Here is a 12541-nt window from a genome sequence, read left to right as displayed (position 1 = left end):
GGTGTGGACAGAATGAATATTCAAAGAATGCGGTATCTTCAGAATAATTCACTAATGTCTGCCGCCATGGAAACCGATCTGGACCGCATTGACCGCAAGATCCTGTCAATCCTGCAGGAAGACGGCCGCATTGCCAACCTCAAACTGGCCGAGGCCGTGGCTCTCTCGCCCACGGCCGTGCTGGCGCGCGTGCAGCGCCTCACGCGCGATGGCTTCATCCTGGGCTACGAAGCGCGGCTCAATCCCATCAAACTCGGTGCGGGCATGCTGGTGTTTGTGGAGGTGTTGCTCGACCGCACCACGCCCAATGTGTTCGACCAGTTCAAGGCCGCCGTGCAGGTGCACCCCGAGATCATGGAATGCCACATGGTGGCGGGCGGGTTCGACTACCTGCTCAAGACGCGATCTGCCGACATGAATGCCTACCGCGTGTTTGCCGGCAATGTGCTGTGGCAACTGCCTGGCGTGCGCGAGACGCGCACTTATGCGGTGATGGAGGAGGTCAAACACAGCAACCATCTGCATTTGCGGTAATGGTGTCTGGCTGCGCGGCAACGGGCTTGGGGGGCGTGCTGTCCTCACCGCATAATGAATGACCATTTCAACCAGATCGAGGAGAAGACCATGTCCGCATTTTCGTGCGCTGCTGTTGCACTGGTAGCCGCCTTTGCCAGTCAGTCGGCCGCAGCCGCCTGCTATCTGGTGTATGCGCCCGATCAGGAGATTGTTTACCGGGCGTCCGTGCCTCCGGTGGACATGTCGCGTGACATCCATGAAACCCTTCCCCAGGTGGCCCCGGGCGCAACGCTGGTGTTCTCGCTGAACGACCAGGGCTGCGAGCTCACGATCAACAAGCTGCCGCTGGCATCCACCGCGGGGCGGGTCGGCATGCGCCCTGCGCGCGCAGACCGGGGCTGAACCCAGCCACATCTCCGGGGCCGGGGCAAGCGCAGCCCCGGGCCTGAGACAATCGGTGGATGAGCGAACCGAAAGAACTATCCCCCTCGTTTGAACCCACCGCGCAGAATTCCCAGAGCGATCTGCCCGAAGGCTGGCTGCAGGTCCAGTCCATGGACCTGGATGCCCAGGGCGTCGCCCGCAAGCCCGACGGCAAGGTCGTTTTCATCGATGGTGCCCTGCCGTTCGAGCTGGTCACCGCCAACACCCACCGCAAGAAGAACAACTGGGAGCAGGCCAGCCTGGTGGCGATTCACCGCGAATCGTCGCAGCGCGTGCGCCCCGGCTGCCCGCATTTCGGCCTGCACGCCGGCGCTTGCGGCGGCTGCAAGATGCAGCATCTGCACATCGGCGCCCAGGTGGCCGTGAAGCAACGGGTGCTGGAGGACAACCTCTGGCACCTGGGCAAGGTGAAGGCCCAGACCATGCTGCGTCCCATCGAGGGCCCGGCCTGGGGCTACCGTTACCGGGCGCGGCTGTCGGTGCGCCATGTGATCAAGAAGGGCCAGGTGCTGATCGGCTTTCATGAGCGCAAGAGCCGCTATGTGGCCGACATGCAGCAATGCCCCGTGCTGCCGCCGCATGTGGACGCCATGCTGATGCCCTTGCGGGCGCTGATTGCCGGCATGGACGCGCGCGACACCTGCCCGCAGATCGAACTGGCCTGTGGCGACAGCGTGACCGCACTGGTGCTGCGCCACCTGGAGCCGCTGAGCGCGGATGACCTCGCCCGGCTGCGCGCCTTTGCGGCCGAACACCAGGTGCAATGGTGGCTGCAGCCCAAGGGGCCGGACACCGTGAAGCTGCTCGATGAAGGCGGCGAACCGTTGTCGTATGCGCTGCCCGACTTCGGCATCACCATGCCGTTCAAGCCCACGGATTTCACCCAGGTGAACCCGCACATCAACCGCGTGCTGGTGTCGCGCGCGCTGCGCCTGCTGGATGTGCAGAAAGACGAGCGCGTTATCGACTGGTTCTGCGGCCTGGGCAACTTCACGCTGCCCCTGGCCACCCAGGCGCGCGAAGTGCTGGGCATTGAGGGCAGCGAGGCCCTGGTGGCGCGTTCGCGCGAAAACTATGCATCGAATCAGGCTGCGGCGCAGGAAAATAAAGCGCTGGCAGCTACTGATTTCGTCGCCCGCAACCTGTTCGAGATGACCCCCGGGATGCTGGTGGCCGACGGTGTGGCCGACAAGTGGCTGGTCGATCCCCCGCGCGAGGGGGCCTTTGCGCTGGCCAAGGCGCTGGCTGACATCGAGCAGGCACGCATCGGCGCCGACGGTGCAGGGCCGCTGCCCGCCGGGGCCGAGGGCTGGACGCCGCCCCAGCGCATCGTCTATGTGAGCTGCAACCCCGCCACGCTGGCGCGCGACGCAGGGCTGTTGGTGCATCTGGCGGGCTACCGATGCACGGCGGCGGGCATGGTGAACATGTTCCCGCACACGGCCCATGTCGAGAGCATGGCGGTGTTTGAACGGGTGTGAGCCCGAACGGGTGGGGTGGGGGCAGCCTCTAGACCGGCGCTGCGCTCGCCGGCCCGTCAGCTGCGGTTGCGGCCGTCGCGCGGTTCGGTTTCGATGTCGGCGTTGCGGTTCCTGCGCTCGGGCCTGTCCCTCTTGCCCAGCACCGCAGGCCTGCCCTCGATCTTGTGCTCGCGCATGTCGCCGTCTGCATCATCGGCAGGCCCGCCGCGCTCTTGAGGCCTGATCGGGGGAAGGCAGAAATGAACAAGGCTCCCGAAGGAGCCTTGTGGGCAGTCGTCAAGATGCGCGCGGCGCAATCAGTCGCGCTCGCCGCCCATGATGCCGAGCAGGGCCAGCAGGCTCTGGAACACATTGAAGATGTCCAGGTACAGGGCCAGGGTGGCGCTGATGTAGTTGGTTTCGCCGCCATCCAGGATCTGCTTGAGGTCATACAGCATGTAGGCGCTGAAGATGCCGATGGCGGCCACCGAGATCGCCATCATGCCGGCCGACGAGCCCACGAACACGTTGACGACCGCGCCCACCATCAGCACCAGTGCGCCCACCATGAGCCACTTGCCCATGCCCGAGAGGTCGCGCTTGATCACGCTGGCCAGGCTGGCCATGACAAAGAACACGCCCGCCGTGCCGGCAAAGGCCGTCATGATGAGGTCGGTGCCGTTCTTGAAGCCCAGCACCATGCCGATCAGGCGTGACAGCATCAGGCCCATGAAGAAGGTGAAACCCAGCAGCACCGGCACGCCCGCCGCCGAGTTCTTGGTCTTTTCGATGGCGAACATGAAGCCAAAGGCGCCGCCCATGAAAACAATCAGGCCCACGCCGCCGCGCAGCGACTGGGTGATGCCGGTGGCCACGCCAATCCAGGCGCCCAGCACGGTGGGCAGCAGGCTCAGGGCCAGCAGCCAGTAGGTGTTGCGCAGCACCTTGTGGCGCTGCTCCTGCGAGATGCCATAGCCCGCAGAGTGGCCCAGGGTGGTGACTTGGTCATTCATCTTGTGTCTCTCCTAGTTGGCCTGCACGGTGCAGACCGCTGGATTCTATGTGGCGATGACTTGACGAAAAGCAATAACCGCATCCGGTCAGACACTTTAGGTCATTATTCTTTCACCCCATGCAGGGGTTTGCCGGGCGCCGGCTGCCGCTATGCTTGCCGTTTCCATTCGGGTGGCCTGGTCACTGATCACCAGCCCCCTCAACTGCGGTGCAACCATGAAAACCAAACACGTACTCGAACTGGCCGATGTCAAGAAGATCGCGGCGGCAGCCGAAGCCGAAGCGCTGAAGAACCAATGGGCCGTGACCATCGCCATCGTGGACGATGGCGGCCACCTGCTGTGGCTGCAGCGCCTGGATGGCGCGGCGGCGGTGTCGTCGCACATCGCGCCGGCCAAGGCCCACACGGCCGCACTGGGCCGCCGCGAGAGCAAGGTGTATGAAGACATCGTCAATGGCGGCCGCACGGCGTTTCTCAGCGCGCCTGCCATCGAGGGTCTGCTCGAAGGCGGCGTGCCCATCCTGAAAGACGGGCACTGTCTGGGGGCCGTGGGCGTGAGCGGCGTGAAATCCTCCGAGGATGCGCAGGTTGCACGCGCAGGCATTGCGGCGCTGGGCCTCTGATGGGCGATGGGATGCTATGGGGTGGATAGCCGCTTGCGCTCTGCCATCAAGCGCTGCAGGCGGAAAACGCTCCAAATCAAAAAACCGGTCTCAAGGACCGGTTTTTTGATGCCGCCAAAGTTTCTGCCAGCGGGGGCTGGAAAAAAAGCCTGGCTACGCGGGCACGCCCGTTGGCTGGCAAAAAAGACCCTGTCGGGCTTGTGACAAGCCCGGGAGTCTCCCCACGATGAAACCCTGAAAAGACGCCAGCTGCGAGGTGGCGCGTGCGAGCGCGCTGGCTGGCGGTCCGATTTATTTGGTGAGAATCAGTTTGCCCAGCTTGGTGGCCTGCAGGCGGTACACCGATCCGTTGTGGCGGATGGCCACGGTTTTGTGGCCCTGCAAGAGCGTGCTGCTGTCCACTGCTGCTGTATCAGGCAGCTGTGAACTGGGCACGGTTGGTGGAGAGGCCACCGACCCGGAACTGGCGAAATACAGCGAGGAAGCTTTGGTCAAAGTGGCTTGCATGAGAGGTCCAGGTGCATTGCGATTCGGTTTGTTAATGATAACGATTCGCAATTGCAAGTCAAGTGATTTCTGCTGAAAAGGGATAAAAAGGGGCCGGGCGGATATCGCACTGCCCCGGTACTGCCAAGTGGAAGCCCTTGTTTGCCCAAGCGTTCCGGCGTTCGGGCGAACCGTGGAGTGGTCGCTGCCCCGTGGTGCCTGGTTTACGGCTGCGGCTCGGTGACAAAGCCGATCTTGCGCACGCCCGCGCGCTGTGCTGCCGCCATGGCCTGGGCCACGCGTTCGTAGCGCACCGCTCTGTCGCCCCGGATGTGCAGGTCGGGCTGCGGCGTTTTGCTGGCTTCTGCCTGCAGGCGGGTGGACAGTTCTTCGTCGGCCACGGGCGCGCCGTTCCAGAAATACTGGCCGTCGGCGGCCACCGACAGGCGCACGGTTTCGGGTTGAATGAGCTCGGGCTGGTTGGTGGCGCGGGGCAGGTCCACGTTCACCGAATGCTTCATCACCGGCACGGTGATGATGAAGATGATGAGCAGCACCAGCATGACGTCCACCAGCGGCGTCATGTTGATCTCGTTCATCACCTCGTCGGAGTCGTCCTGGGTTCCGAAGGCCATGGCTTAGCTGCCTTTCTTCATGGGCAGCACCTTGGCTGGTTCGCCGGCATTCACCCGGGCACCGGTGACGAAGTAGGCATGCAGGTCGTGCGCAAAGCTGTTGAGGCCGGTCAGGATGGACTTGTTGCCGCGCACCAGCGCGTTGTAGCCCAGCACGGCAGGGATGGCCACCGCCAGGCCCAGCGCCGTCATGATCAGCGCTTCGCCGATGGGGCCGGCCACCTTGTCGATGGTGGACTGGCCCGACGTACCGATGGCCAGCAGTGCGTGGTAGATGCCCCACACGGTGCCGAACAGGCCGATGAAGGGAGCCGTCGAGCCCACCGAGGCCAGGATGGCCAGGCCGGACTGGATGCGTGCCGTGAACTCGTCGATGCAGTTGCGCAGGCAGCGTGTGACCCAGTCGCTCACGTCCAGCGTGTCGTGCAGATGGACCTTGGTGTTGCGGTGGTGGGCCGTTGCCTCGCGGCCTTCCAGCGCCAGGTGGCGAAACGGGTTGGCGGGGTCATTGCCCAGCTTGGTCAGTCCGGCGGCAAAGTCTTCGCTGTGCCAGAAGTCCTGCGCGGAGCGGGCGTGCTTCTTGAACCGGACGATGTCCAGCGCCTTGATGAGAATCACGATCCATGAGGCCAGCGACATGGCCAGCAGCAGGATGGCGACGGCGCGGGTGACGAAGTCGCCCTGTGTCCATACGTTGGCGATGCCGAATTGCGATTCCATGAAAACTCCCTGCAAAGTGATGTGTTTATTCGAGAACAAAATTGATCGGCACCAGATTCCACATGGTCTCGGGCACGCCATTGCGCTTGCCAGGCACGAAGCGCCAGCGCATCACGGCGTCCTGGGCCTGGCGGTCCAGACGGTCGTAGCCGCTGGATTGGCTGATTTCCACCTTCTGCGGCAGGCCGTCGGTGCCGATGAGTACGCGCAGCACCACCTTGCCCTGCTCGCCCATGCGTTTGCTGATGGCCGGATAGCTGGGCTTGGGATTGTTGAGGTAGGCGGCATCGCTGGAAGGCATCTCGATGCGGGCCGGAGCGGGTGGTGCCGGTGGCGCGGGCGGTGCCGGGGGCGCCACCGGGGCTTCGATGGGAGGTGCCGGTGGCTGGGGCGTGGTGACGCCAACGGGGGCATTCGGGGCCGGCGTGGGGTCGGCAATGGCCACGGGCATGGGCGCCGGGCGTGGGGCCTGTACCTTGGGCGCTGCCTTGGGCGGCGGTGGGGCAGGTGGTGCCGGTGGGGCCAGCTTGGGGGCTGGCGGGGCGATGAATTCGCTCAGCAGTTCCGCAGGGACGATGACCTCTGCAGCCTTGCGCAGCAGCCCGGACTGCAGGGCCCACAGGCCCGCCACATGCAACAGCACCACCGAACCCACGATCACGGCATTGCGGCTCACGCCCCCGGCGGGGGCAAAACGGTCTGGTTGGGGCATATAAAAATGATAGCTTCAAGCGCTTTATGGATAAGCGCCACCGCCAAAAAACACTTGAATTATTGACGGAGGACCCACCAGGCCGAACCGGCCACAAGGATCAGGCTGCCTGCGAGTGTAGAGAGGAGTTCCATGCCTTGCTTTCCCGAATGGAGTTGGCAAGCTGGACCGGTTGCGCCGTGACCTCATTGTGCAGGGCGGCCACCGGACGGGTTGCGCTGCATTGCGCCACCACATCGCGGGCGCAGCTTTCGCAGCATCCGCATTGGGTGGCCACGCCCAGCTCGAACTGGATCTCGTCGAAACTCATGCCTGCACGCGCATGGCGGGCAATGTCACGGTCGGAAATTCGGCGGCAAACACAGACGATCATGGCGGCAGGCAGTTTGGCTGGCTGTTGTGGATGACTGGATTATAAATGCGAATCTATCGTATTTGCACTAAACCAATTTCGCCAGAAGGGAGAAAGAGGGAGAAAGTTTTTTCAACCCCTGCTGTCGGCGATGGCATCGGCATCCAGCAGTGCCGGTGATGCCTCCGCCAGCGTGGCGCAGCCCGTGAGCGCCATGGCAATCGCCAGCTCATCGCGCAAAAGGCGCAGCACATGGGCCACGCCAGCAGCGCCCGCATGGGCCAGGCCCCATACGGCGGGGCGCCCCACCAGCACGGCCGACGCGCCCAGCGCCATGGCCTTCAGGATGTCGGTGCCGCGCCGGATGCCACCATCCACCAGCACGGGCATGGCGCCACCTGCGGCCTGCACCACGCGCGGCAGGGCGCTGGCGGTGGCGGGGCCGTGTCGAGCGTGCGCCCGCCGTGGTTGGAAACGATCAGGCCCGCCGCACCCACTGCCACCGCCTGGCGCGCATCGGCGGGGTGCAGTACCCCCTTGAGCAGCACGGGCAGGCGGGTGATGGACTGCAGCCAGGCAATGTCGTCCCAGGTGGGGGCGTGGTGCAGCAGGGCATCGAACAGCACGCTCTGGCCGGGCTGCAGTGGGGGGATGGCGGGCGCCTGCCGTCCCGTCAGGTTGACCGGACCCACGCCGGGCGGCAGCCGAAAGCCCGCGCGCCGTTCGCGGTCGCGCACGCCGCTCGATGGCGCGTCCACCGTCAGCACCAGGGCTTCGTAGCCGGCGGCTTCGGCGTTGCACCAGCGCCTGGGTGAAGCCCCGGTCTGGCTGCAGGTAGAGCTGAAACCACAGCGGGCCGCTCCCCGGGTCGGGCCGCACGGCGTCGGCAATGGCTTCCAGCGACACGCTGGCCTGGGTGCTGAGCACCACGCCCGCGCCCTGCGCAGCCGCCGCGTAGGCCATGGCCAGTTCGCCATCGGGGTGGGCCAGGCGCTGGAAGGCAATGGGCGCCAGCAAGATGGGGTGCGCCAGGGTGCGGCCCAGCAGCTGCACGCGGGTGTGCCCGCCCGCCAGTGGCCGCAGCACGCGCGGCCACAGGGGCAGGGCGTCCCAGGCGCTGCGGTTGGCACGCAAGGTGATCTCGTCGGCGGCACCACCGCTGAAATAGGCCCAGGCGTTGTCGTCCAGATGCCGGCGCGGCTCCATTCCGCGCACCATGCTCTCCATCCAGAAAAAGCTGCTGATGCGGTGCTCGCGTGTGACGGGCAATACCTGGTACAACGTGCTGCTGGAGTACAGGATCATGTCGCCCGCGGGCAGGCGAGAGGCAGTGGCCAGGTGAACATGGCTGTGCGTCGTCGTGCTTCTTTATGTTGCATCAAATGCGGGTCATTCTCATTTGCCTTGATGTTGACGCACGACACTTTCCTGGCATCCGGACGAAAAAAAACCGGCCAAGCCGGTTTTTTTGCAGCAAGAGGGAAAGCTTCTTACTTGACGTGCTTTCCGATCAGGCCGGCCAGTTCGAACATCGAGACTTGCGGTTTGCCAAACAGCTCCTTGAGCTTGGCGTCTGCATTGATGTTGCGCTTGTTGGCGGCATCCTGCAGGTTATGGGCCTTGATGTACACCCACAGCTTGCTGATGATCTCCGTGCGCGGCAGCGGTGCCGAGCCCACCACGGCGGCCAGCGCGGGGCTGGGCGTCAGCGCCTTCATGAAGGCAGCATTGGGGGTGCGCTTCTTGGCGGGCGCGGCGGCCTTGGTGGCGGGCGCCTTGGCTGCGGGAGCGGCTTTTGCCGGAGCTTTTTTTGCAGTTGCCATGTCGGGTTGTCCTTGTTGGAAGTAAATTTTCACCAGCGAAAGTGAGACTTTCCCACTGGCACGGTGATGCTACTGGGAAAAAAACACGTTTCCAAGCGGGCCAAGCCTTTTTTTACCTCGATTTGTTGCGGTGGAGCACTGTGCAGGGGCTGCAGAGGGCGCTTGGGAATGCCTCATGCATGCCCCGGCTTCCGGTGCTTTCCCGCGCGGCGCGACAATCTGCCGACGCCATGACGGCGCCGCGCCTTCTACTCCTGCAACTTCCCGCGTGAAAGGTTTCCCGACATGACCGCCCCTTCTTCTACGGCATTCAGCACCTGTGATATCTGTGACGCGCACAAGGGCGACGACAGCGGTGCATTTCGCGTACTGCCGCCCGTATTCCACAGCTACGGCGGCGTGGCGGCCTTTGCCGGCACGGTGGCAACGGTGAAGTGCTTTGAGGACAACACCCTGGTCAAGGTCGCGGTGGATTCTCCCGGTCTGGGTCGCGTGCTCGTGGTGGATGGCGGGGGCTCTTTGCGGCGCGCCCTGGTGGGCGGCAACCTGGCCGCCGCCGCTGCCCGCAATGGCTGGGCCGGCGTGGTGGTGGATGGCTGTGCGCGCGATGTTGCCGAACTGAATGCAGCCGCCGTGGGCATCCGCGCCCTGGGCCTGATGCCCCTGCCCACCGAAAAGCGCAACGAGGGCCAGCGCGATGTGGCCGTGCAGATCCAGGGCGTGTGGGTGCGTCCGGGCGACTGGCTCTGCGCGGACGCCGACGGCATCGTTGTCAGCGCCCGGTCACTTGTGGCTTGAATCGACCTGGAGGCCCACGCGCAGCGCCGCACGCGTGGGCAGGGTGGCCAGCAGCACGCTGGCCAGCGCAATGCCAAAGGCCAGCAACTGCAGGCCCGAAAAGGATTCGCCCAGCACCAGCACCCCCACCAGCGCGGCGCTGACAGGCAACAGCACGGTGAATATGCCGCTTTGTGCCGCCGGCACGGCTTTCAGGCCCGTCATCCACAGCCACACGGTCCACATGCAGGCTGCCAGTGCATAAAACACCAGGAGCAGCCAGGTGTTCCAGCCCACCGCTGCAAAGTCGAATCCCCAGGCCATGTAAAGGCCCAGCGGGGTGGACAGCGCAAACCCCCACAGGTTGATCAGCGAGGTGATGCGTTTGGGGCCGAGCGCCCCCGTGAGTTTCTTGCCGATGACCGAATACGCCGCTTCGCAAACCACGGCGCCCACCAGCAGCAATTGCCCGAGCCAGACAAGGTTTGGGGTGTTTTTGCCATCCAGCGCATGCCCTGCATTGGCTGGCAGCTCTGATTTTGACAGTGATAAAAGCGCAACACCCACCACGGCACAGGCCACCGCCACCCAGGTGCGCGGCGCCACGCGCTCGCGCAGGAATAGCCAGCTCATCACGGCCACAGCCGCCGGAATGGTGGCCATGATCACGCCTGCGGACACGGCGCTGGTCAGGCTTACGCCATAGATCATGCAGAGGGTGAACAGGAAATTGCCGAGGAAGGACTCCAGAAACAGCAGCCGCCGCACCTGGGGTGTCAGGGGTGGTTCGTCGGCGGGTTTCTTCAGCCAGTGCACCATGGCCAGCCCACCGATGCCAAAGCGCATCCAGGCCAGCAGAAACACCGGCAAAGCCGCCGCCAGCGGCTTGGACAGTGCCACGTAACTGCCTACCAGGGCCATGCTCAGTGCCAGACACAGATAGGCGATGGGGCGGCTGGGGGCATTCATGCGTCTTGGCGGCTGGAAAATCAGGACTGCGCATCATGCCCGATGAAGCGCCTCCCCATTCTGGTCAGCGATGCTTTGTGCCGGGGCGTGAGCGAGCAGGGTGCCGATGCAACGGGGAGTCTCTGGAGAAGTGCGGGTGTTGCCGTGTCTCACGGATGAAACCATACCAGCCTAGATTGGGACGCCGCCCACTGCGTGGAAGTTGCCGACAGGTTCTCTGAGGTGTTGCGCGACTTATCACAATACAAAATTGTGATTTCACAATTCAAAATTTGAACGAAATGCAGCGTTGAAAGTTTTCTCGATATGAGAAAACAATTTTCATATTGAGAAATTCTGTATTTAACCTGTTGTTTTTGAATGGAAAAATTTATATCTTATATAAGACATAAGAGCTTGTGCAGGTCTTATAGAAGATTTAAAGTACTTCCCATGGGCTGGCAAATACAGCCCGGTTTTTTTCAACAACCCCTGGAGTGACCCATGCCCCAATCCTTCAATGAACAACTGAGCCGCGAACAGCAAATTGCCGCCCTGGAAAAAGACTGGGCCCAAAACCCCCGCTGGAAGGGTGTCAAGCGGGGCTATACCGCTGCTGATGTGGTGCGCCTGCGCGGCTCGCTGCCCATCGAGCACACGCTGGCCAAGCGCGGCGCGGAAAAGCTGTGGGAAAAGGTCAACGGCGGTGCCAAGAAGGGCTATGTGAACGCCTTTGGCGCGATCTCCGCCGGCCAGGCCATGCAGCAGGCCAAGGCAGGCCTCGAAGCCGTGTACCTGTCGGGCTGGCAAGTCGCTGCGGACGGCAACACGTCGGAAACCATGTACCCCGACCAGTCGCTGTACGCCTACGACTCGGTGCCTACCATGGTGCGCCGCATCAACAACACCTTCAAGCGTGCTGACGAAATCCAGTGGGGCCGTGGCATCAACCCCGGCGACAAGGAATTCATCGACTACTTCCTGCCCATCGTGGCCGATGCGGAAGCCGGCTTTGGCGGCGTGCTGAACGCTTTCGAGCTGATGAAGAACATGATCGCCGCCGGTGCTGCCGGCGTGCACTTCGAAGACCAGCTGGCCGCCGTGAAGAAGTGCGGCCACATGGGTGGCAAGGTGCTGGTGCCTACGCAGGAAGCCTGCGAGAAGCTGATCTCGGCCCGCTTCGCCGCCGACGTGATGGGCGTGCCCACCATCATCCTGGCCCGCACCGACGCGGAAGCCGCCAACCTGATCACGTCCGACCACGACGCCAACGACAAGCCCTTCCTGACCGGCGAGCGCACGCAGGAAGGCTTCTATCGCGTCAAGAACGGTCTGGAGCAAGCCATCAGCCGTGGCATTGCCTACGCTCCCTATGCCGACCTGGTGTGGTGCGAGACCGGCGTGCCTGACATCGGCTTCGCCCGTGAATTCGCCCAGGCCGTGCTGGCCGCCAACCCTGGCAAGCTGCTGTCGTACAACTGCTCGCCATCGTTCAACTGGAAGAAGAACCTCAGCGACTCGCAGATCGCCTCTTTCCAGGAAGAGCTGTCGGCCCTGGGTTACAAGTACCAGTTCATCACGCTGGCAGGCATCCATATCAACTGGTACAACACCTTCCAGTTCGCCCACGCCTACGCCCGCGGCGAAGGCATGAAGCACTACGTGAACATGGTGCAGGAGCCCGAGTTCGCCGCCCGCGAAAAGGGTTACACCTTCGTGTCGCACCAGCAGGAAGTGGGCGCAGGCTACTTCGACGATGTGACCACGGTGATCCAGGGCGGTTCGTCTTCCGTGAAGGCCCTGACGGGTTCCACCGAAGAAGAGCAGTTCCACTGATCCCTGGCGCCACAGTGCACAAGCCCGAAGCTGCCGCTTCGGGCTTTTTTATTGGCAGAGGGTAAAATGCGCCACCGATCAATGCAACAAGGGCGAGAAAGGCATGCTGGTTATGACACCGCGAACTACATCGGAGATGTTCACCGGCCGTTGAGGCCGGCCGTTCGCGCCTGCTCGGGATTCACCTTTCCCCT

At 63.5% G+C, this 12541-nt stretch carries 14 protein-coding genes and 1 pseudogene; 6 read left to right on the top strand and 9 right to left on the bottom strand.

Features of this window, described 5'->3' with window-relative positions; genetic code table 11:
- The first annotated feature begins 54 nt into the window (after nucleotides 1–54).
- The 3 genes from AC1RDS_RS05565 to rlmD all read left to right on the top strand — a co-directional run bounded on the left by AC1RDS_RS05565 (nucleotide 55) and on the right by rlmD (nucleotide 2441).
- On the top strand, nucleotides 55–534 hold the full coding sequence (locus AC1RDS_RS05565) for an Lrp/AsnC ligand binding domain-containing protein (protein ID WP_287877426.1): 480 nt from the start codon (nucleotides 55–57) through the stop codon (nucleotides 532–534).
- 90 nt (nucleotides 535–624) lie between these two features.
- Nucleotides 625–918, top strand: coding sequence for a hypothetical protein (locus AC1RDS_RS05560; RefSeq protein ID WP_287877424.1), 294 nt, complete (start codon nucleotides 625–627; stop codon nucleotides 916–918).
- Nucleotides 919–977: 59 nt separating this feature from the next.
- Nucleotides 978–2441, top strand: a complete 1464-nt coding sequence (gene rlmD / locus AC1RDS_RS05555) for a 23S rRNA (uracil(1939)-C(5))-methyltransferase RlmD (RefSeq protein WP_287877422.1) — start codon at nucleotides 978–980, stop codon at nucleotides 2439–2441.
- A 296-nt stretch (nucleotides 2442–2737) separates the two neighbouring features.
- On the opposite strand, the gene AC1RDS_RS05550 is transcribed toward rlmD, so the two are convergent.
- Nucleotides 2738–3433: a Bax inhibitor-1/YccA family protein gene (locus tag AC1RDS_RS05550; protein WP_092696636.1), complete on the bottom strand. Its 696-nt coding sequence runs from the start codon at nucleotides 3431–3433 to the stop codon at nucleotides 2738–2740.
- Between the two features lie 217 nt (nucleotides 3434–3650).
- On the opposite strand from AC1RDS_RS05550, the gene AC1RDS_RS05545 reads away from it, so the two are divergent.
- On the top strand, nucleotides 3651–4058 hold the full coding sequence (locus tag AC1RDS_RS05545; RefSeq protein WP_348684041.1) for a GlcG/HbpS family heme-binding protein: 408 nt from the start codon (nucleotides 3651–3653) through the stop codon (nucleotides 4056–4058).
- A gap of 291 nt (nucleotides 4059–4349) precedes the next feature.
- On the opposite strand, the gene hemP is transcribed toward AC1RDS_RS05545, so the two are convergent.
- The 7 genes and pseudogenes from hemP to AC1RDS_RS05510 form a co-directional block, all read right to left on the bottom strand.
- Nucleotides 4350–4565, bottom strand: a complete 216-nt coding sequence (gene hemP, locus AC1RDS_RS05540) for a hemin uptake protein HemP (RefSeq protein WP_348684043.1) — start codon at nucleotides 4563–4565, stop codon at nucleotides 4350–4352.
- A gap of 203 nt (nucleotides 4566–4768) precedes the next feature.
- On the bottom strand, nucleotides 4769–5179 hold the full coding sequence (locus AC1RDS_RS05535) for an ExbD/TolR family protein (protein WP_092696638.1): 411 nt from the start codon (nucleotides 5177–5179) through the stop codon (nucleotides 4769–4771).
- A 3-nt stretch (nucleotides 5180–5182) separates the two neighbouring features.
- Nucleotides 5183–5899 carry a MotA/TolQ/ExbB proton channel family protein gene (locus AC1RDS_RS05530; RefSeq protein WP_092696639.1) on the bottom strand — a complete coding sequence of 239 codons (717 nt, stop codon included), beginning with the start codon at nucleotides 5897–5899 and terminating at the stop codon, nucleotides 5183–5185.
- Nucleotides 5900–5924: 25 nt separating this feature from the next.
- Nucleotides 5925–6611 carry an energy transducer TonB gene (locus AC1RDS_RS05525; protein ID WP_092696640.1) on the bottom strand — a complete coding sequence of 229 codons (687 nt, stop codon included), beginning with the start codon at nucleotides 6609–6611 and terminating at the stop codon, nucleotides 5925–5927.
- Nucleotides 6612–6711: 100 nt separating this feature from the next.
- Nucleotides 6712–6984 carry a (2Fe-2S)-binding protein gene (locus AC1RDS_RS05520; protein WP_092696641.1) on the bottom strand — a complete coding sequence of 91 codons (273 nt, stop codon included), beginning with the start codon at nucleotides 6982–6984 and terminating at the stop codon, nucleotides 6712–6714.
- 111 nt (nucleotides 6985–7095) lie between these two features.
- A pseudogene (locus AC1RDS_RS05515) lies at nucleotides 7096–8190 on the bottom strand (alpha-hydroxy acid oxidase).
- 263 nt (nucleotides 8191–8453) lie between these two features.
- On the bottom strand, nucleotides 8454–8786 hold the full coding sequence (locus AC1RDS_RS05510; RefSeq protein ID WP_086912608.1) for an SWIB/MDM2 domain-containing protein: 333 nt from the start codon (nucleotides 8784–8786) through the stop codon (nucleotides 8454–8456).
- A 285-nt stretch (nucleotides 8787–9071) separates the two neighbouring features.
- Here AC1RDS_RS05510 and rraA point away from each other — a divergent pair, with 285 nt between their 5' ends.
- Nucleotides 9072–9584, top strand: a complete 513-nt coding sequence (rraA, locus tag AC1RDS_RS05505) for a ribonuclease E activity regulator RraA (protein ID WP_287877414.1) — start codon at nucleotides 9072–9074, stop codon at nucleotides 9582–9584.
- Here rraA and AC1RDS_RS05500 read toward each other — a convergent pair.
- Nucleotides 9570–10532, bottom strand: a complete 963-nt coding sequence (locus AC1RDS_RS05500) for a DMT family transporter (protein WP_287877412.1) — start codon at nucleotides 10530–10532, stop codon at nucleotides 9570–9572. The two genes, rraA and AC1RDS_RS05500, sit on opposite strands and share 15 nt — an antisense overlap.
- A 483-nt stretch (nucleotides 10533–11015) precedes the next feature.
- Between AC1RDS_RS05500 and aceA the strand changes: the two genes are divergently transcribed.
- Nucleotides 11016–12347 (top strand): isocitrate lyase, encoded by a 1332-nt coding sequence (gene aceA, locus AC1RDS_RS05495; RefSeq protein ID WP_092696644.1) that lies wholly within the window; start codon nucleotides 11016–11018, stop codon nucleotides 12345–12347.
- The last annotated feature ends 194 nt before the right edge of the window (nucleotides 12348–12541 follow it).

This window comes from Acidovorax sp. GW823-FHT02H02, assembly GCF_058797075.1.
Note: the sequence above shows the minus strand (reverse complement) of the source record. Positions and strands in the feature narration are given on the sequence as shown.